This is a genomic window from Micromonospora sp. IBHARD004, assembly GCF_052814115.1.
Genome location: NZ_CP199934.1, coordinates 5,531,225 through 5,549,249 on the forward strand (window position 1 = coordinate 5,531,225; position 18,025 = coordinate 5,549,249).

Genomic DNA, 18,025 nt, shown 5'->3' on the forward strand with positions numbered 1-18,025 from the left:
CGACGAACGTCACTTCTATATATCCCGCCTCCTTTTTTTCCTCCTCCTCCTCTATGGGAGTTATACGGGGGTGACGAAAGTTCGCCCTGTTACATCACTCGTTCACTCGCCCAAGACGTCGCTAGCGCCGCCGCCGGCCGCCTACCAACCCGCCGCCGCTCACCGCGCCCCGCGTCGGGACGCTGGCGCATAGACAAGGTGGAGCGCACGTACGCGACACCCGACGCTGGCGCATAGGCAAGTTAGAGCGCCCCTCGCGTTCGCGATCTAGCACCCCGCCGAGCCTCCCCACGGCTCAGGTTCGGCGGGGTGCTCCTTTTTTTCACCGTCATCTGTACGTACGTAGGGAGGTTTACCGATGAAATGCGCCCAGTGTTCCGCGCCGCTGCCCGATGGTTCGCGCGCCGATCGCCGCTTCTGCGGTGGCCCGTGCCGCGCCGCGCACCACCGCGCCGAACGTGCCCGCGCCGTCGCCGAGCTGGCCGACGAGCTGGCGCGTCTGCGCGTGCAACGCAACTAGTCCCCGCCGAGGAGGTCGACATGCCGCCGAGCAGAGCGTCACCGCACCGCCCAGCCGTCCCGCCCCGTCCCTACCTCGAAAGGACCCCCCGCGTGTCATCCGACGCGGACCCGCCGTCATCACCCCGGCCCGCCGACCTGGCGGACCTCCTCGCCCCGCTCTACGCCGACCTTCTGAGGCGTGAGCCCTCCGCTCATTCCGCCCTCCTGCGTCGCGCCGTCAAGCCGTTCCGCGCCTACGACCTCGCCGTCGCCCTAACGCCCCTCTTCGCCGCGCGATTCGTCCAGCAGACCGAGGGCGACGACGACCGCGTCCTCGTTGGCGAGCTACACGACGACCGGGCCGCCGCCGACCACATCACCCGCGCGACTTTCGCGGACCGCGTCGCCGCCGTCCTGGCCGACTTCCCCGAGCCGCCGGCCGACGCGTCCTGGGTCGCCTTCCACGGCGCCCGCGACGTCCGCGCCCTGGCCGCACATGGGGGCCGCTCATCATGGGTCCGCAAGGTCGCCGACCTCATCGCCGGCCGCCTCCCGTCCCTCGGCGACCTCGACCCGCCGCCGGCCCTCATCCGCGCCGGCTCGACGACGTCGGCCCAATCCGAGGAAGAGCGCGCCGAGCGTCGCCGCGCCTACATGCGCGATCACAACCGGGCCGCACGCGCCGACGACCGCGCCGGCCGGCGCGACGACATGATCCTCGCCGCTCAGGCGTGCATGGCCTGGCGCGACCGCGCGGCCCCCGGCCCGCACCCGGCGGGCGAGCTTCACGGGTGGTACGCCACGGCCGCCGCAAACACCCCCGGCCATAACCCGCTGGGCCGCACCACGTTCTACCGCATTGCCGACGAGGCAATCGGCCCTCGCAAACGTCGGGCCAGTGGCCCGGTGTACGTCGTTCCCCAGGAGGTAACGCCGATGAACCGCGAGCAGAGTCGCGAGCTGGCCGCCCTGATCGTCGACCGTCTCACCGACGAGTGGCGGGCCGCCGCCCTCGACGGCCTGGCCGACCTCGTTGCCGAGCGCCAGGCCGTGCGGGAGCCCGCCGCCCCGCGGCACGACGACGCCCAGGTCCTCCCGTTCATGCGCCGGGTCGGCTAACCCCCGCACCAACGAACGCCCGCCCTACCGGCCGCCCCCGGTATCGGCGGGCGTTCGTGTAAACGCCTCCTCGACCTTGGGCGGGTCCGGGGAGGCCGAGCGCCGCCGGTTATTTCTTCCTTTCGACCCGGTGCGCGCTCCCGAGGGGGACGCCGTACGCCGTTAGGCAGCGTGCGGCGCCCTCCCCGGTCTGCCCCGTCCACCCCCTCAGAGACGCCCGTACACCGCCGAAGAGAGCGCCTCCACCCGTGACCACCCCAGAGCCCTACGCGGCCGTCTGGCAGGCCTTGCGGGCCGACCAGTACCGATGCCGAGGCCACCGCCCGGACGGGCGCCGTTGCCGCAAGCCCACGCGAAACACCGCCCGCGACGCCGCGGGCCGTCTCCGCGCCTACTGCGTTCGGCACACCCCGAGAAAGGACCCCGCGTGACCTTCCCCGACCGCCAGCCGGACGAATACGTCGCCCACGCACTCGCCGAGCTGGCCGACGCCCACGCCGGTGACTGGCGCGGGACGCCGGAAGAACTGCTCGCATACCTGACCGCCCGCCTCGGCCCCGGTCACCCGGCCTGTCGGTATGAGGCATCCGCGAAGCGGTCCGCTCGCGCCTCGCGTGAATTCCTGCGCGATCTCTACGGCTGTGCGTTCGTCAACGCCCGCGAGGAGGTCGACGGCGACCCGCGTGTCCGCGTGTGTCGGCTGTCTCTCCTGGGCGTGCGTCCCGCGCTGGTCCGCGTGATTGCCGAGCGTGTCCTCTCCGGCGAGGGCGAGTACCGCGCGACGTCGGCCGAGTTGCGAGCGATGTTCGCCGAGACGCTGCCGGACAGCCGCGCCGCGCAGTCGGTGGACGCCGCCCGGATGGCGGTTTTGCCGCTGCGCGCCGACCTGGCCGAGTACGGCATTAGGACCAGCCGGCCCAAGCCGGCCCGACCGGCCTGGATTTTCCGCCTATCCAACCCCGACGACGGCCGCCCGGCCGCCGGCCAGTAACGCCCACACCCGAAAGGACCCGCCCCCATGGCCAAGACCTACGGCGACAACGTCGTCCTCGACCACAACCTCCCCTCGGCCGTCCTGGCCCACGCCGACTGTCCCGCCGCCGTGCGCGACGCCTTCGCCGCCTTCGAGGCCGCCCAGGACGCGACCCGCTCGGCCCTGGCGAAGATCGACGAAATCAACGACGCCGACGCCGACAACCGCGCCGCGATCGCCGCCGCAATCCGCGAGGGCAAGACCAAGCTCCCCGTCGCGATCGACCCGGCGCACACCGAGGCGCGTCTCGCCCACGCCCGCGCGGAGGTCATGGCGTGCCGCACCCGCGCCCTCGTCGCCGCTCGCGCCGCCGAGGCAAGCATCCCCGCCCACCGCGCCGAGCTGCGCCCGCTGATCCTGGCCCCGCTGGCCGAGCTGGCCGCCAAGGCCGAGAAGGCCGCGCAGGAGGCCGCCGACGCGTACGCCCGCGTCCGCGTGATCACGAGGACGGCCGCCGACCTGGACACCGTCGCCGCCCACGTCGAGCCGGACGCCGACCGTCGACTCGCCATGGGCGGAGTCGTCGCGGACCACTACGCCAAGCTGGCCCGGCAGGACGCGATCAGCCGTGGCAACCTGTCGGCGCGGATTGACGCGGCCTGGGCCGATGTCCTCGCCGTGACGGCCGGCATCCCGGTGGACTCCTGGACCGTCGACCCGCTCGCCTCCCCCGACCTCGGCCGCGGACTCCGGCTGGCGCACTTCAACGCCGACCCCGAGACGCCGAAGGCCGGCGCGATCGTGTGGAACCCGACCTATGGCCGCTACGAAACGAAGGCGTGACCGTGCCCGAGATGAACCACCGGACCGACCGCGTCGGCCGCGCAATCGCCGAGGCCGCTGAGCTGCTGGATCGCCGCGACGACAATTCCGGCCGCATGACCACGGCCGACGTCGTCGCCTACTACGCCAAGCGCTGCGGCCTCCCGCCCGAGCTGGCCGCGAAGATCACGGCGACCCGACCCGCCGAGATCATGCGCCAGGCCCAAGACCTGGCCGCCACCCGCGCCAGCATCGCCGCCGCCGAGGCTGAGGCCCAGGCCGAGACCCCGGCCGTCAGGCGCGCCCCGGTCGCCGGTAGCTACTCGCCCTTGCACGACGACGGCGACGGCTTTGACCCCGAGGACACCGCCCAGCGCATCCGCAAGCGCTACTAACGCACGGCCCGCACGCCCCGACCCCGGCCCGGCCCCGCCCTCATCCGGCGCGGGTCGGGCCGTCGGCGGTGTGCGCGTGCCCCTACCCCCGCCGCCCCGGCCCCGGCCCCGCTGGCCCGGCGTGGTCGGCCGACGAGCAGGCCAGCGACTGAACGCGTGTCAGTCACGGCGAGCTACCGACCTGGGGGACCCCCCTCGGCCCCTCCCGGCCTTCACCGAAGCGGCATAGCGTCTCGCCCTCGCCATACGTACCGACCCTCTGCACACCTTGGAGACTCCGTGCCAGAAACGGACTTAACCCCTGTCCCCGACGCCCCCGAATCACCCTCCGTAACGCCGCCCGGGGGCCTCACGTCCGACGCCCTGGACCTCTGGCACGACGTCTTGGAGGAGAACGGCGCGACGATCACCGCCGTCGGCTTCGGCGCCCTCGTCCAGGCCGTCAAGCTCGTATCCCTGGCCGACCGCGCCGAGGCCGCGATCGGCGACGCATGGCTCGTCCCCGGCTACCGAGGCCAGCTCGTCGCTAACCCGCTCGTCGGCGATGCTCGTATGGCCCGCGCCGAGGCCGTGAGGGCCCTTCGTAGCGTCGGCCTGCACCTGGCCGAGCCGTCGGCCGCGTCCAATGCGGGCCGCGCTCTCGTTGGCCAGCGGTGGAGACGGAACGGATGAGCCGCCGCGCATCCCTCCGCGCCGGCCGCGGGGGTGACGCCGCCGTCGCCGTCGCGTTCGGTGGTCGAGCGTGGCCGCCGTTCCGACCGTCCGACTACCCCGACGGCCCGGACGACGCCTCGCGAACCCTGGACGCCGTCCGGCGAGCGGCCCAGCGGTACGCCGCGACGTTGCTCCCGGCCGGCGTCGACCGGGCCGACCTCACCGTCGCCGCCGCCCGAGCGTGGTACGCCGCGCGCCCCGCGACTGCACCGCCTTTCGACCCGCTGGCCCGCGTCCAGCCCCGGCGAGCCGGCACCGGCTGGACGACCGACGCGCCGAACGTCGACCGCTGGACGATCCGCGTCGAGGCCCACCTCTACGGAATGCGGCACGGCCGCGCCGACTGGGAAGCCCTGGCCGACGCGTGGATCGCGGCCAACCCCGCCGCCGTCGAGCACGAGCCGGCCCCGCCGACCGAGCGCGAGCGCTTCGGATTCTGACCGCCGCCGACACCCGCAGAACGACCAAGCCTCGATCCCGCATGCCACCATCGATCCATGGCACTGGCTCTGTCGATCTACGCCTCGATCGTTTCGACCGGCTCTCTGGTGGTCTCGTGGCTCGCATTCCGCTCTGGTGCGCCGAAGGTGTTGATTGAGCCCAATCTCCCAACGCCGTTTTCGCCCGACGATCGACTGATCCAGTTGGACTTGACAAACCGGGGGCGTGGAGCTGTAACGGTATGGCGGTGTCAGCTGCTCGTCGAGAATCCAAACTGGATCATGACTTCGCAGACGCCGCCAGAAGAAGGGCCGGCATTGCCGTACCGGCTTGAGGGCCACGGCGCAAACTCGTGGATCTTCAAGGTGCGCGACATTCGGCTGATGGACGAGACGGACCTCGACTACGTGCCCGAGTTTGACCTCATGGCAGTTTGGTTTGTCGTTGAGTTGGGAGACGGCGGAGGCCCCCGGCTTGTCCAGGTCGGTAACCGGACGACGACCCGAGGGTGGGGCTCACGCTCGGCTCGTCGTCGCGCGGAGATCGAACGTCGACACGACGAACATGTCCTGGCTTTCTTGCGGGAGCGGCTTGAGGAGGTCGCGCTGCCACGCTTCCTAGCGGATCGAGCGGGCGTCGCTCGCGCCAGGTCGCGCCGCGTAGCGCGGTCTACATCCGCGACGGGCGCGGTTACTTCGACTGGCGATCGTTCGTCGTCGCCGCGTAAGGCCACCGCCGACCCCTCGTAGGGCTACTTCTCGCGCCCGTTCCGCCCGGCGCCCTAGTCCAGCTAGGGCCGGGGCTGCGGCCGTTTCTGGGGGCCCTACGGCATCGCCTCCTCGTATGCGATCTCGGCGAGCCGCTGCGCCTCGGGGTCGTCGAAGTGCCCGGTCTGAAAGTCGATCCGCGTCTCATCGAAGATCTTCCGCCCCGGCACCGCCGCCCGATGCACGACAACCCGCGCGCCGGCCGACGCGAGCAGCGCCCGCCGACCGTCAACGTCGCGCGACTCCCATTCCTCGGCGTAGGTGCGTTCGGTCTCCACCCGGCGAACCTCCGTCACAGCCGTCGCCGGCAACGCCTCGCGCACTGCGTGCAGCTCGGCGAGCCGGGCCGCCAGTGCCGCGACGTCCGCCCCGCGCTCTGTCATCTGGCGCGCTATGTCGGAGATTCCCGCCTCGACGTCAGCCCGCCGGCCGTCGTCGACCGCGACAGTCACCATCTCGACGACCCGCCGGTGCCCGACGAGGCGCATAACCTCCCGCTCGACGTACTGCTCGGTCGGCTCGGCCGTGATCGCGACGCCCTGGCAGCCCTGCCCGTTGCGCCGCGCCGCGCACGCGTACGTCGGCACGGTCGTCCCGCTCGCGTGCTTCCGCGACGACGCGTAGAGCACCCGCCCGCATCCTGCGCACCTGGCGATCCCCGAGAGCAGCCGCGCAGCCCGCACGCGCCGGCCTCGCCCCTCGACGCCGTCACCGTTCGCCGCGAGCGCCGCGCGGAGTTGGTGCCAGACGTCGAGCGAGAGAATCGGCTCCCACAACTGGCGCGGCATCCCGTCCTCGCCTCGGATCACCTCTTTCCGGTACACCGACCGGCCGACGGTCGCAGGATTCAGGAGCATCTGCGCGACGACCTGGGTTGACCACTTGGCCGCCGTCTCGCGCTTTGTTCGCCCGTCGCGGATGAGTAGTGCCGAGCGCGTCGGCACACCGCGCCCGTTGAAGTCGTGCGCGATCCGGTACAGCGACTCACCTGCGAGCACCCGCTCGGCCGCCTCGCGGACGAAGGGCGCCGTCTCAGCGTCGGGCGCGAGCACGAAGCCCGGTCCGTCCGGCGCCGGGACGATCTGGAACCCATACGGCGCAGCGCCGCCGGCCCAGCGGCCAAGAGCCCGCACCCCGGCGATGCCGGCGACGGTCCGCTCGGCGATCGTCGCGGCTTCCATCTCCGCGAAGGCCGCGAGGATCGTCGCGACGAAGCGCCCACCCGGCGTGGTCAGGTCGAGCGACTCGGCGACTGACACGAGGGCCGCGCCGTGTGCGTCCGCCTCGTCGGCGAAGGCCCGGAAGTCGACGACGTTCCGCGCGAGCCGGTCGAGCTTCGCGAAGATCACGACGTCGACCTCGCCCCACCGCTCGCGAATCTCGCCAAGGCCCGGACGATCGAGCCGAAGGCCCTTGTCGGACCCGCTTACGTCCAGGTCACGGACCACATGCGGGTGAACGTCCCAGCCCTTCGCCGCGCAGTACTGTCGGGCGCGCTCCTCCTGCCGGGCGGGAGAGGTCGACGGGTCGAGGTCGCCCCGGTGGGACGAGAGCCGCACGTAGATGATCGCCGTAGTCATAGTGGGACATGGTACTTTCCCGTACCCGCAGGCTGTTCCCGTCGACCCAGCGGCCGCTGTCCCGGTCGAGCCGCCGGGCGGTCGAGGCGACCTTGAAGTTGGCCACCAGGGTGTTGCTCTGGGTGGTGCGGCGCCATTCGGGCGCGGTCAGCACGTTGCCGACGATGGTGACGTACGTATCGAACATCGTCCCTCCAGGGGAAATTCGGGGCTTGCCGTGGCGAGTCGACTCGACGCCGAGCCTCGGCCACCGGAGGCGCCACCGTCGCCGCCACCGGCACGGCCTGTGGACGACGCGGCGGCCTGTGGACAACGACCTGATCAAGGTCCGGCCTGCTAGGGCCGATCGACCCGGGAGCCCCGACCTGGGCCGCCGCATGATCGGAATCGCCGGACGGGGCGCCAGGGCGGGGCGGTTCCGGACGGACGCCGACTGGGTATGGATTTGATCAACCGAGAGAAAGGCCAGCGAGATGATCCTCTGCTCACTCCGTACGACCGCTTCCGTCCGCACCGAGGGCGAGGCCCGGCGATGAGCGCCGTGGCGAACCCCGCGACCGTGGCCGGGTGCCTGCGCGTCGGCGCCGGGTTCTCGCAGGGGGACCGGAACTGGATCGCCGAGCAGTTCGCGACCCTGGACGCCCGGCTGGCCGGCTTCCACGCCGACGCCACCGAGCTGGAGGTGTCGGTCAAGGACCGCGAGGCCCGGGGGCAGAAGGTCACCCTGGAGTGCTGGGTCGCCGGCCGGCAGAAGATCGTCACCACCTCCAGCGAGGAGGACCTGCACGCCGCGCTCAACGATGTCCGCGACGACCTGCGCCGGCGGCTGAACGACGCCAAGACCCGGCAGGAGCCCCGGCACAACAAGCACCTGCGGGACAACGGCCTGGCCGACGCCGGCGCCGACCGGGCCGAGGAGCGGGACGAGCTGCCCGCCGCCGACCCGAGCCGGGCCGACGCGGAGACCGTCTGAGGCGACCCCGGCCCGTCCGCGCGGTGCGGACGGGGCGGGGGCTACCGCCGGGTAGCGTCGCGGCGTACCGTCGCGGTTGTGGAACCGGACGTGCTGGGATCGCCGTACGAGCGGCAGACGATCGACCTGGGCACCGACGACGAGGGACCGGTCGTCGCGACCCTGGTCCGCCGCCGCGCCGAGCGCCCGACCGGGCGGGCGGTGCTCTACGTGCACGGCTTCGTCGACTACTTCTTCCAGACCCACGTCGCCGACTTCTTCGCCGAGCGCGGCTGGGACTTCTACGCCCTCGACCTGCGGAAGTACGGCCGCAGCCTGCAGCCGCACCAGACCCCGAACTTCTGCCACGACCTGAGCGAGTACTTCCCGGAGCTGGACGCCGCCGCGAAGATCATCCGCGCGGAGGACGGGCACGACACCCTGCTCGCCATGGGCCACTCCACCGGCGGCCTGATCATCTCGCTCTGGGCGCACGCCCGCCGCGAGGCCGGCCTGGTCGACGGCCTCTTCCTGAACAGCCCCTTCTTCGACATCAACGCGCCCTGGCTGGTCCGTCGACCCCTCGCGGCCGCCGTCTCCCGGCTGGGCCGCAGGGCGCCGCACCGCATCCTCCCCTTCGGGCTCGGCACCGTGTACGGCGAGAGCCTGCACGCCGACCACCGCGGCGAGTGGCGCTACGACCTGGCCTGGAAGCCGCTCGCCGGGTTCCCCGTCCGGGCCGGCTGGATCAACGCCATCCGCAGCGCCCAGCGCCAGCTCCGCGCCGGGCTGGAGATCCCGGTGCCGGTGCTGCTGGCCTGCTCGACCCGCAGCTTCCGGGGCACGAAGTGGCACGAGTCGGCCACCCTCGCCGACGCCGTGCTCGACGTGGAGCACATGGTCCGCTGGGCGCCCCGGCTCGGCCGGCACGTCACCCTCGCGCGCTTCGACGGCGGGCTGCACGACCTGACGCTCTCCAGCCCCGCCGTACGGGAGAAGGTCTTCACGGAGGCCGGGCGGTGGGCGGAGGCCTTCCTCGGCGCCGGCCCGACCGCGGCGGAGCCGGACGGCCCGCCGGCGGCCCGGCGGCCGGTCGAGGACCGGGCCGGCGCGACCGCCGAGGGCTGAGCCTCAGGCGCCCGGCGACACCGCGGCGAGCGCCGTCCGGATCCGGTCGAAGGTCGCGATCCGGTGGCCGCCGCCCCCGCCGGGCAGCACCAGACCCAGGCAGTGCACCGCCAGGTCGCCGACGGCGGTCTCCTCGACGCCGAAGACCGGGGCGCCGACGTAGCCGGCGGGCAGCTCCGTGGTGATGCGGATGTCGTCACCGTCGCGGACCAGCCGCTCGATCGCCGCCTCCAGCGGCCGTGACCCGTCCTCGGCGACGCCGAGCGCGAGCACGAACGCCGACGCGGGGGCATTGCCGATCCGGGCGACGGCCTCCGAGGACGCTGCCACCGCTGCGGTCACCGGCTGCGTCCGCCACCGCCAGCCTCGGGCCTCGGCGTGCTCGTGCAGGCCCTTGGCGAGCATGGCGGCGAGCCCGACCTCCGGCAGGTGGACCCACTGCGCGGCGAAGTCCGCCAGCAGTATCCCGTCCGACGCGGCCCCCGCCGGCTCGGTCATGCTCGCCCGCAGACCGATCTCCCCGTACGGTGCCCGGGTGATCGCGTCCGCGGTCAGCAGGTACTCGCGCACCAACTGCCTGCCGTCCGTGGCCGTGACCAGCTCCGTGAAGAAGAACGCCGTCCCGAAACCCCGGCCGGTGTCACCCGGCCGGTCGAGCTGGCCGACGGGCAGGATGGCGCGGCCGAGGAGCTTGCAGAGCTCGGAGGCGATCTCGTTTTCGGTTTCCGGGTCGAGCAGCACGACGCCGAGGGTACGGATCGTGGCCACCGCCCGTCAGCCGACCCGGACAACCCGGCTGCCAGCGAGGGCGCGCTGTGCGACGCTGATCGGCGACGTGGCCGGGACCACCCGTTCCCCCGCGCACCCGGGAGGCGGCGGTACCCTCTTGGCGCGACACCCACGACGCGCGCCCGTAGCTCAGCGGATAGAGCAGGGGACTTCTAATCCCAAGGCCGCAGGTTCGAATCCTGCCGGGCGCACCACCGTCAACGCGGGTCGACGGCATGCCGCTTCCGGTCGAGTCCATCACCAGGGCTTCCGACACCCGGTCGTAGCGCACACTGCGCTGCTCGTTGCGAAGCTAGACTTGCGCGATGGTCGATGTCCTGAGGCTGGAGCCGCTGCTGTTTCCCGCCGAGTTCACGTCGCACCGTATGCGGATCCTCGTCAACGGCGTTGACGTCGTGGCAGCGGCGTATCCACCGGGCGGCTTCCACGGGAACCCGGTAGCCGGCTTCACGCCCTCCGGCTTGCTGGGACCGGGTGGGCTGGCCGTCTCACCGCTGGCACGAGAGGTCGGGTTGGGTGGGTCCGACACGACCGAGGACGAACTTGCGGTCCGCATCCATCAGGTCGGCTCTGAGGTGATCTGGGATTGCTGGCGCCTGACGGACATCGGAAGGGTGCTCAGGCAGGGGCCGGAGATCGGGCTGGGCACCTTCCGGTTCGACGCGCAGGCGTACGCCGGTGAGATGGCCCGTGCCACGGCCCGGGCGAGCCGCGTCTGGCCGGCTCGGTCGGTTGCCGAGGCGCTCCAGGCCGTGTTGTGGCGGGAAGGGTACGCGCAGGACGGCGGAGCCTGGATACGCAGCTACGTGGCGATCCGCGCGCCGGAGGACCGCCCGGACGTGGTCGAGATCAGCTACTACGCCCGCGACCTGAGCGAACTGCGGTATGCCATGCCGGGCAGATACGTGGTCACCTTCCCGGTCGACGGTACTGATCCCCACGCTCAGGCCCGGGACATCGGGCGCCGACTCGGCCACGAAGACCTGAAACCGCTGTCGGTCCACCAACCTCATCAACGGCGCCGTTGACCACACTCATCTGGCGATCACTTACGGTGCGTTCCCCGGCAGGTACCACAACCCGGCGTGCTGCGGGTCGCGAAGCCACCGGAGGTGCGATGCCTCCTCAGGTCGAGGGTTCCAATCGCGGTAGGGCAGGAAGGCCAGACGCCAGGCGATCACGGCGAAGATGTAGAGGCCCGGGCCAACCAACCACAACAGTGCGTCTCGCCGGCGGTAGGAAGCACGCGGCGCAAGCCAAGCCGTAGCCGCTGCCGGAACTGCGATCCAGCCGATATCGGCCAGCGGATCGTCTCCCACCAGCTCCCGGATGATCAGAGCAGGCACCGTCACCCCGAGCACGAGCAGCGCCGCGATCAACGTGCGCGGCACGGGGCCGAGCGGCGGGCGCGAGCTGGGTGGATCATCGGCCATGACCCGGAGGATACGAGGCCGGCAGCAATCACCGAGGTCGGTCACGCCCGGGTCAGCCGACGTTCAGCAGCAGCACTTCGTCATCTCGAAGGTGAGAGATGGCGTCGTGCAGCAGCCTCAGGCCGTCCAGACCTGCCACGCCGCTCTCTTCAAAGCCATTCCCCATCTCCTCGAAGTGGACGGCCATCTCCTCCTCGCTGTGCGCGGCGGGGTCGAGTTGGTCGAGAAACCTCTTGTGCGCCGGCGTGATCAGCACGGTCAGGTCGTACACCTCGTTGATGGCTGCCGATTCGCCGTCGAACTCTGACTTCTGCAGGTCTACGCCGCGCTCCTCCAGGTACATCAGGAGGTCTGTCATGCAGTAGCCCGACCAGTCGTACTGCTCCTCCGGCTCGCGGCCCTGCTCGGTCAGGTATTCGGACAGCTCCGACGCCGACACGTGAGCCAGCCGTGCCAGTTCCGGGACGCTGGTCCGGTCGACCACGGTCAGAGAGGCGATCGCAGACAAGAGGCACCTACCTTCGTCCGAGTGGGTCACGTTGTCGTGCCCAACGTGGGCCGTCGCCGGGCGAGGGACGGGAGAGGGACGACGGCATACCGCGAACGATAGGTGCCGCGGGCACCGCGGTCACGACGTCTGATGCCAGGGCCGCGGGCGCGAACCCTGGCGGGCGTGCTCCCGTCACCCCTGTCGGCCCCGACCACCCCCGGCGTGCGTCTCCCGCAGGAAGTCGAGCAGCAGCGGATTGACCACCTCGGGGCGCTCCAGGCTGGGCAGGTGACCGGCCCAGTCGAGTTCGAGGTGCCGGGCGTCGGCCAGTTCCTTCGACAGACGCACGGCGATCTGGCGGAAGTCGGGCAGGTCGTGGTCGCCGGAGACCAGCAGGGTGGGGGCGGTGATGTCGGCGAGGTCGAACTCGGGCCGGAGCTGCGGGAACTCCTCCACGGCGGCCAGTTGCACCTCGAAGGCGTGCCGCTGCATCTCGCGTACCTGTTCCCGGGCCGCCTGGTCGGCGTGGGGACCCACCAGGGTGTCCACGTTGAGGTCGGTCGCGCCGATGACGTCCCCGGCCTCGAGCAGCGCGTCCTCACGCTCGCCGAACGCCTGGAGCGCGGCGCTGGGCTCGTGCCCGGCCAGCGCGGTGCAGAGCAGCGCCAGCGCCGTGACCCGGCGCGGCCAGCGGGCGGCGATCTCCAGCGCCACGCGGCCACCGCCCGACGACCCGACCAGCGCGAACTCCTCGGCGCCGAGCAGGTCCAGCAGCTCGATGACGTCCTGGGCGTTGTTGTACGGCCCGTCCGGCATGGGCGAGTCCCCGTAGCCCCGCAGGTCGCTGCGTACCACTCGACAGCCGGCGTCGACCAGCACCGGCACCTGCGGGTCCCACATCCGCCGGTCGCCGGCAGTGGAGTGCAGCAGGAGCACCGTCGGGCCGCTGCCGGCCACGTCATGAGCAAGTGTCATCGGCTCAACCTAGGGGTGCGCCTTCCGACGCGCACCCGAGTTTCGGCATGTCAGCAGGTCAACGTCCGGTGTGACGGGACCGGTCAGGCCCGCTCGTAGACGGAGACGTGCTGCCGGCTGGCGGCGGTGAACGGACCGCGACCCCAGTCGTTCCAGCGTTCCCGCAGCCGCATGCCGGCCAGCCGCGCCATCAGGTCCAGCTCGCTCGGCCAGCAGTACCGCAGCCGCAGCGGACGCAGGGTGGTGCCCTGCGCGTCGAAGGTCACCCGCTGGTACGTGACGGCCTGCGCCACCGGGTCGTGCTGGAGGAACTCCATGTTCACCGAGTCCTCCGTGACCGCCCGGGTGGCCACCCGCTGGCCGCGGTCGAACTGCGTCACGTCCTGGATGAAGGCCTCCACCACGAAGAGCCCGCCCGGGGCGAGCACCTTTCCCACGTTCACGAAGCAGTCGACCTGACGCGCCTGGTCGGGCAGGTTGAACAGGGTGTTGAAGACCAGGTAGGCGAGGTCGTAGGGGCCCTGGACGGGCACGTCGGCCATGTCACCGAGGACGGTCGGGATGTCGGCGCCGCCGGGCTTGGCGCGCATCCGCTCCAGCATCAGCGGCGCCCCCTCGATCCCCTCCACCGCGAGGCCACGCCCGGCGAGTGGCACGGCCACCCGCCCGGTGCCGATGGCGAGTTCCAGCACCCGCCCGCCGGCGGGCACCAGGCCGGCCAGGAACTCCACCGCCGGCGTGGGATCGGGAGCGTTCCGCTCGTCGTACTCGTGCGCGTACCGGTCGAAGAACGCCGGATCGTTGAGTCCACTCACGGCCGTCAGCCAAGCAGCGGCACCGGATGCCGCGCCACCGTAATTCCTCCGGTCAGGCCTCCGGCGTCCACAGCCACGGGGTGGTGGTGCTGACCTCGTGCAGGCCGAGCCGGCGCAGGATGGGACAGCTGTCCGCGGAGGCGTCGACCATCAGGTACTTCAGGCCCCGGTCGACGGCGATCCGCGCGCGCCGGGCGACCAGCGCCCGGTAGATGCCCCGCCGGCGCCACCGGGCCAGGGTCGATCCGCCCCAGAGCGCGCCGAAGTCGGTGCCCGGGATCAGGACCAGCCACGCGGCCGAGACGACCTGCCCCTCGGCCTCGGCGACCAGGACGACAATGTCGTCGGGCGCCGTCTCGATCCGGTCGGCCAGGTCGTCGGCCAGCCAGGAGAAATCGACGCCCCACACCTCGGTCTCCATAGCGGCGATCCGGGCCAGGTCCGCCCGCTCGGCGGTGGGTCGGATGGTCACGCCGTCCGGTGCCTCGCCCGCGGATTCCAGGTCGGACGCCAGGCCCACGAGCACGGTCTCGTCCGGCTCCGGCGCGAAGCCGGCCAGCCGGAGCCGCTCGGTGAGATCGGCCCGGTCGTGGCCGTACGTCTTCCACTCGACCGCCTGGCCGCGTTCGGCGAAGTGTGCCCGGACCCGCCCGATCACGGCGTCCAGTTCCTCCACGGAGAGCCGGTCGAGGTCCCGGGCGAAGGTGAACCCCCGGGACGGGGCGGTGATCCGGAGGACCGGGCCGTCCCAGAAGGGCGTCCAGGTCTTCGGCAGCCGGTCGGCGATGGTGCCGCGTACCTGGTCGTCGTGGAGTTGCAGGAGGTTGTCACGGGTGGTCATGCGACGGATTCTGGCAGCCGGATCAACGGATTTTCCGGCCCGGGCCACCCGCCGGCGGCACGTCGCCGCGTCGGCCGGTGCGGCTAGTCTCGGGCCATGGTGACGGAGCTGGATCTTCGGCTGGGCGACGGCCGCACGCTGCACGCCTACGACACCGGCGGGGAGGATCGGCTCGCCGTCTTCTGGCACCACGGCACCCCGAACATCGGCGCGCCGCCCGCGCCCCTGTTCGCGGCGGCTGACCGGCTGGGCATCCGCTGGATCTCCCACGACCGTCCCGGGTACGGCGGCTCGACGCCTCTCCCCGGCCGCGGCATCGCCTCGGCCGCGACGGACGTGGCGGCGGTCGCCGACGCGCTGGGCCTCGACCGGTTCGCCGTGGTCGGGCACTCCGGCGGGGGTCCGCACGCGCTGGCCTGCGGCGCGCTCCTGCCGGACCGTGTGGTCGCCGTGGTCAGCAGCGCGGCGATGGCCCCGTACGACGCGGACGGGCTCGACTGGTTCGCCGGCATGGTGCCGTCCGGTGTGGCGTCGCTGCGCGCCGCGGCGGCCGGGCGCGCGGCGAAGGAGGAGTTCGAGACCTCCGGCGTCGAGTACGACCCGGGGTTCACCCCCGCCGACCTGGCCGCCCTGGCCGGCGAGTGGTCCTGGTTCGACAGCGTCGTCGGTCCGGCGACCGAGGCCGGCCCGGGCGGGCTGATCGACGACGACCTGGCGTACGTGTCGCCGTGGGGTTTCGATCCGGCGCGGGTCACGCCGCCGGTGCTGCTGCTGCACGGCGGCCGGGACGGGGTCGTGCCCGCGGCGCACGGCGAGTGGCTGGCGCGGCGCTGTCCCGGCGCGGAGCTGCGGCGGTACCCGGAGGACGGGCACATCTCCGTGCTCACCCACGCCGAGACGGCGCTGGAGTGGCTGCGCGACCGGGCCGGGGCGGCACGCGCGGTGGGCGGTCGGTGGCAGGGCGGACGGTAGGGGTGAGGCGGCGGCCGCGGGACCGGCCGCCGCCTCGCCGCGCCGGGGTGGGCGCGGATCGCGACCCCGCACGGATGACCGAGGGGGGAGGTCATCCGGCGGAGGCCACGGTGCCGGCACCGGGCGGAGGGGGGTGAGCCCGCCCGGTGCCGGGGGTCAGTTGGTCGCCGGGGTGGTCGCCTGCTGGCCGCCGGGCGCCTCGGGGCGCTCGGTCTTCGCCGTGGTCGGACGGGTCTGCGGCCGGCCGGCCGGGTGGCTGGGGGTGACCGTGGGCTTGGCCGCCCCGCTCGGCCGGCCCTTCTCGTTCGCCAGGAGCGTGTCGCAGTACGCGACCACCTTCTCCTCCGTGCCGGCGGCGGTGATCAGCACCCGGAACGCCGGGTTCTCCAGCGCCTTACCCGGGTTGTCAGCGACGCCGGCTTTGTACGCGTGGCAGAGGCCGACCAGGTTCGGCGACGGGGAGCCCTTCGCCTCGGCCGGCCCTCCCTTGCCGTGGTCGGCCTTGTCGGAGGGCTTGCCGGTGGCGTGCGCCGACGGCTTCGCGGTCGACGTGTTGAGCGGGTCGGGCAGCGTGCCGGTCGCGGCGGCGAGCGCCACCCCACCGGTGGCGGCGACGGCGAGCGCCGTGGCGCCGACCTTCAGGGTGAGGAGTTTCGCGAGGGCGGTCTCAAGCATCGAGCAGCTCCGTCTGAGAAATGGAAGTGCGGAAATGCCACCCGGCGTGCCTCCGGTGCAGCGGTGCCTCCGGCGGGGGCGCCGGGGGCCGGGACGTACGCACGGGCTGACCCACGGCCGGGCGGGGGTGGCCGGCCGCTGCCGAGGACCGCTGGTGACGCCGATGAGTGATCAGTCGGCGACGCCGCAGGTCCGCTGGCCAAAGGTTCTGTCCGTTCATCTCGTGCCCCTCAGCGCCGGTCCCCCGCCGGATGTCACACCGTCACCCTGGGATGGCCACGCCGCGACGGGCGGCGACGGTGGACGGGACGGCGGCAGCACCGGCGCCGTGGCAGGATGCATCAGCCCGTCGCACCCGTCCCGCCCCTGGTGGTGGCAGCGGCTGGACCGGGGGCAGCCGCTGTTCCGCTGCGACGTCTTCGAGGTCAGCGCGGTCGAGACCGGCGGCGACCACCCGTCAGACTGGCCCACCCAGCACGCCGGCACCTGGACCGCCCCGGAGGTGCCCTTCGCCACCCTGGCCGGCGACGCGGCGTGGGCCCGCGGCGACCGGCAGGTCCGGTGCTTCATCTGGTCGTACGACCAGATGAAGCGGTCGGTGAAGGGCGGCGGGCCGACGGCGCTGCCGGTCCACTGACCGGCGTCGCGGCTGCCAGCGGCGTCAGCCCGAATGCGGCGAACACCGTCCGGTCCTGGAACACCACGTTCCGGCTGATCCGGCCGCAGTTTACGGTGAGGACCTGCAGGGTGTGCGGGACGTACACGTCCCCGTCGCGCACGTACGCGGCCAGCGCGGGCTGGCCGTTGGCGGCGGTGGGCAGCATCCGCCAGTCGGTGCCGCGCATGGCGAAGGCCCGGGCGATGAACCGGCCGTAGCGCTCCCGGCCGACGTACCAGTTGAGCACCGGGGGCATCTCCAGCACGGCGTCGACGGTGAGCAGCCGGGTCAGCGCCTCGACATCGGCCCGCTCGAACGCCGCCACGTACCGGTCCACCAGCGCCCGCCGGTCGGGGTCGGCCGGCTCGGCGACCTGTTCCTCCCGTACGGCGAGCGCGCCCAGCCGGGCCCGGGCCCGTTGCAGCCCGCTGTTGACCGCGGCCGGCGTGGTGGCGAGGGTCTCGGCGACCTCGGCGGCCGGCCGGTCGAGCACGTCGCGCAGGATCAGGATGGCCCGCTGCCGGGGCGGCAGCAGTTGCAGGGCGGCGACCAGCGCCAGCCGCAGGCTCCCCCGGGCGGCGACCACGGTGGCCGGGTCGAGCGCCGCGTCGGGGATCGGCTGCAACCAGGGCACCTCCCCCACCACCATGCGGGCGTCCGGGTCGGGGTTCGGCGCGACGAGGTCCGACGGCAGCGGCCGCCGGGCCCGGCCGCGCAGCGCGGTGAGGCAGGCGTTGGTCGCGATCCGGTGCAGCCAGGTCCGCAGCGAGGCCCGCTCCGGGTCGTACCGGTCGAAGGCCCGCCAGGCCCGCAGCAGCGTCTCCTGCACGAGGTCCTCGGCCTCGTGCGCCGAGCCGAGCATCCGGTAGCAGTGCGCCAGCAACTCCCGCCGGTACGGGCGGGTCCGCTGGTCGAAGTCCTCGCTGATCGCCGTCACTGGTCCGTCCCTCCGGTCTGCCCATCACATACCTACCGGCCCGGTCGC

General features: G+C 72.6%; 22 protein-coding genes, 1 tRNA gene and 1 pseudogene. 13 read left to right on the plus strand and 11 right to left on the minus strand.

All coding sequences use genetic code 11. The annotated features are described in order from the left end of the window. Positions 1-352: 352 nt before the first annotated feature. Positions 353-511, minus strand: a complete 159-nt coding sequence (locus ACTWO6_RS26910) for a hypothetical protein (protein ID WP_446216544.1) — start codon at positions 509-511, stop codon at positions 353-355. A 101-nt stretch (positions 512-612) separates the two neighbouring features. Between ACTWO6_RS26910 and ACTWO6_RS26915 the strand changes: the two genes are divergently transcribed. The 7 genes from ACTWO6_RS26915 (at position 613) to ACTWO6_RS26945 (ending at position 5,714) form a co-directional block, all read left to right on the plus strand. Beyond that, positions 613-1,620: a hypothetical protein gene (locus tag ACTWO6_RS26915; RefSeq protein ID WP_446216545.1), complete on the plus strand. Its 1,008-nt coding sequence runs from the start codon at positions 613-615 to the stop codon at positions 1,618-1,620. Between the two features lie 427 nt (positions 1,621-2,047). Beyond that, a complete protein-coding gene (locus ACTWO6_RS26920; protein WP_446216546.1) occupies positions 2,048-2,611 on the plus strand; it encodes a hypothetical protein in 564 nt (187 codons plus the stop codon). A gap of 27 nt (positions 2,612-2,638) precedes the next feature. Beyond that, positions 2,639-3,436 (plus strand): hypothetical protein, encoded by a 798-nt coding sequence (locus tag ACTWO6_RS26925; protein WP_446216547.1) that lies wholly within the window; start codon positions 2,639-2,641, stop codon positions 3,434-3,436. Further along, a complete protein-coding gene (locus ACTWO6_RS26930) occupies positions 3,433-3,810 on the plus strand; it encodes a hypothetical protein (protein WP_446216548.1) in 378 nt (125 codons plus the stop codon). Before ACTWO6_RS26925 ends, ACTWO6_RS26930 begins: the two co-directional genes overlap by 4 nt. Positions 3,811-4,194: 384 nt before the next feature. Next, positions 4,195-4,482: a hypothetical protein gene (locus ACTWO6_RS26935; RefSeq protein ID WP_446216549.1), complete on the plus strand. Its 288-nt coding sequence runs from the start codon at positions 4,195-4,197 to the stop codon at positions 4,480-4,482. Further along, entirely contained in the window at positions 4,479-4,964 is a 486-nt protein-coding gene (locus ACTWO6_RS26940) for a hypothetical protein (protein ID WP_446216550.1), read from the plus strand. The genes ACTWO6_RS26935 and ACTWO6_RS26940 overlap by 4 nt, the downstream gene beginning before the upstream one ends. 57 nt (positions 4,965-5,021) lie before the next feature. Further along, positions 5,022-5,714 carry a hypothetical protein gene (locus ACTWO6_RS26945; protein WP_446216551.1) on the plus strand — a complete coding sequence of 231 codons (693 nt, stop codon included), beginning with the start codon at positions 5,022-5,024 and terminating at the stop codon, positions 5,712-5,714. 74 nt (positions 5,715-5,788) lie between these two features. On the opposite strand, the gene ACTWO6_RS26950 is transcribed toward ACTWO6_RS26945, so the two are convergent. After that, positions 5,789-7,312, minus strand: a complete 1,524-nt coding sequence (locus tag ACTWO6_RS26950) for a recombinase family protein (protein ID WP_446216552.1) — start codon at positions 7,310-7,312, stop codon at positions 5,789-5,791. Between the two features lie 19 nt (positions 7,313-7,331). Further along, positions 7,332-7,499, minus strand: a pseudogene (locus tag ACTWO6_RS26955) (single-stranded DNA-binding protein); the annotation flags it as partial. Between the two features lie 345 nt (positions 7,500-7,844). Here ACTWO6_RS26955 and ACTWO6_RS26960 point away from each other — a divergent pair. Together ACTWO6_RS26960 and ACTWO6_RS26965 are read left to right on the plus strand one after the other, a co-directional pair. Next, a complete protein-coding gene (locus ACTWO6_RS26960) occupies positions 7,845-8,285 on the plus strand; it encodes an HPF/RaiA family ribosome-associated protein (RefSeq protein ID WP_446216553.1) in 441 nt (146 codons plus the stop codon). A 78-nt stretch (positions 8,286-8,363) separates the two neighbouring features. Further along, positions 8,364-9,392, plus strand: coding sequence for an alpha/beta hydrolase (locus ACTWO6_RS26965; protein WP_446216554.1), 1,029 nt, complete (start codon positions 8,364-8,366; stop codon positions 9,390-9,392). 3 nt (positions 9,393-9,395) lie between these two features. Here ACTWO6_RS26965 and ACTWO6_RS26970 read toward each other — a convergent pair whose 3' ends face one another. Continuing rightward, positions 9,396-10,160 carry a hypothetical protein gene (locus ACTWO6_RS26970; protein ID WP_446216555.1) on the minus strand — a complete coding sequence of 255 codons (765 nt, stop codon included), beginning with the start codon at positions 10,158-10,160 and terminating at the stop codon, positions 9,396-9,398. A 139-nt stretch (positions 10,161-10,299) separates the two neighbouring features. Between ACTWO6_RS26970 and ACTWO6_RS26975 the strand changes: the two genes are divergently transcribed. Together ACTWO6_RS26975 and ACTWO6_RS26980 are read left to right on the plus strand one after the other, a co-directional pair. Next, positions 10,300-10,375: transfer RNA gene (locus ACTWO6_RS26975), tRNA-Arg, on the plus strand. Between the two features lie 111 nt (positions 10,376-10,486). Continuing rightward, on the plus strand, positions 10,487-11,209 hold the full coding sequence (locus ACTWO6_RS26980; RefSeq protein WP_446216556.1) for a hypothetical protein: 723 nt from the start codon (positions 10,487-10,489) through the stop codon (positions 11,207-11,209). 21 nt (positions 11,210-11,230) lie between these two features. Here ACTWO6_RS26980 and ACTWO6_RS26985 read toward each other — a convergent pair whose 3' ends face one another. From ACTWO6_RS26985 to ACTWO6_RS27005, 5 genes are all read right to left on the minus strand, one after another. Then, on the minus strand, positions 11,231-11,614 hold the full coding sequence (locus ACTWO6_RS26985) for a hypothetical protein (RefSeq protein ID WP_446216557.1): 384 nt from the start codon (positions 11,612-11,614) through the stop codon (positions 11,231-11,233). A 52-nt stretch (positions 11,615-11,666) separates the two neighbouring features. Beyond that, positions 11,667-12,122, minus strand: coding sequence for a hypothetical protein (locus tag ACTWO6_RS26990; protein ID WP_446216558.1), 456 nt, complete (start codon positions 12,120-12,122; stop codon positions 11,667-11,669). A gap of 174 nt (positions 12,123-12,296) precedes the next feature. Next, complete coding sequence (locus ACTWO6_RS26995) at positions 12,297-13,079, minus strand: alpha/beta fold hydrolase (RefSeq protein ID WP_446216559.1); 783 nt, start codon at positions 13,077-13,079, stop codon at positions 12,297-12,299. An 83-nt stretch (positions 13,080-13,162) separates the two neighbouring features. Next, positions 13,163-13,894, minus strand: coding sequence for a class I SAM-dependent methyltransferase (locus ACTWO6_RS27000; protein WP_446216560.1), 732 nt, complete (start codon positions 13,892-13,894; stop codon positions 13,163-13,165). A 52-nt stretch (positions 13,895-13,946) separates the two neighbouring features. Next, a complete protein-coding gene (locus ACTWO6_RS27005) occupies positions 13,947-14,735 on the minus strand; it encodes a GNAT family N-acetyltransferase (protein WP_446216561.1) in 789 nt (262 codons plus the stop codon). A 96-nt stretch (positions 14,736-14,831) separates the two neighbouring features. Here ACTWO6_RS27005 and ACTWO6_RS27010 point away from each other — a divergent pair, with 96 nt between their 5' ends. Beyond that, positions 14,832-15,707, plus strand: a complete 876-nt coding sequence (locus ACTWO6_RS27010) for an alpha/beta fold hydrolase (RefSeq protein ID WP_446216562.1) — start codon at positions 14,832-14,834, stop codon at positions 15,705-15,707. A gap of 156 nt (positions 15,708-15,863) precedes the next feature. Here the strand turns inward: ACTWO6_RS27010 and ACTWO6_RS27015 are convergent, their stop codons facing one another. Beyond that, a complete protein-coding gene (locus tag ACTWO6_RS27015; protein ID WP_446216563.1) occupies positions 15,864-16,382 on the minus strand; it encodes a hypothetical protein in 519 nt (172 codons plus the stop codon). Between the two features lie 328 nt (positions 16,383-16,710). Here ACTWO6_RS27015 and ACTWO6_RS27020 point away from each other — a divergent pair, with 328 nt between their 5' ends. Further along, complete coding sequence (locus ACTWO6_RS27020) at positions 16,711-17,019, plus strand: hypothetical protein (RefSeq protein ID WP_446216564.1); 309 nt, start codon at positions 16,711-16,713, stop codon at positions 17,017-17,019. On the opposite strand, the gene ACTWO6_RS27025 is transcribed toward ACTWO6_RS27020, so the two are convergent. Next, positions 16,949-17,977 (minus strand): RNA polymerase subunit sigma-70, encoded by a 1,029-nt coding sequence (locus tag ACTWO6_RS27025; RefSeq protein WP_446216565.1) that lies wholly within the window; start codon positions 17,975-17,977, stop codon positions 16,949-16,951. The two genes, ACTWO6_RS27020 and ACTWO6_RS27025, sit on opposite strands and share 71 nt — an antisense overlap. Between the last annotated feature and the right edge of the window lie 48 nt (positions 17,978-18,025).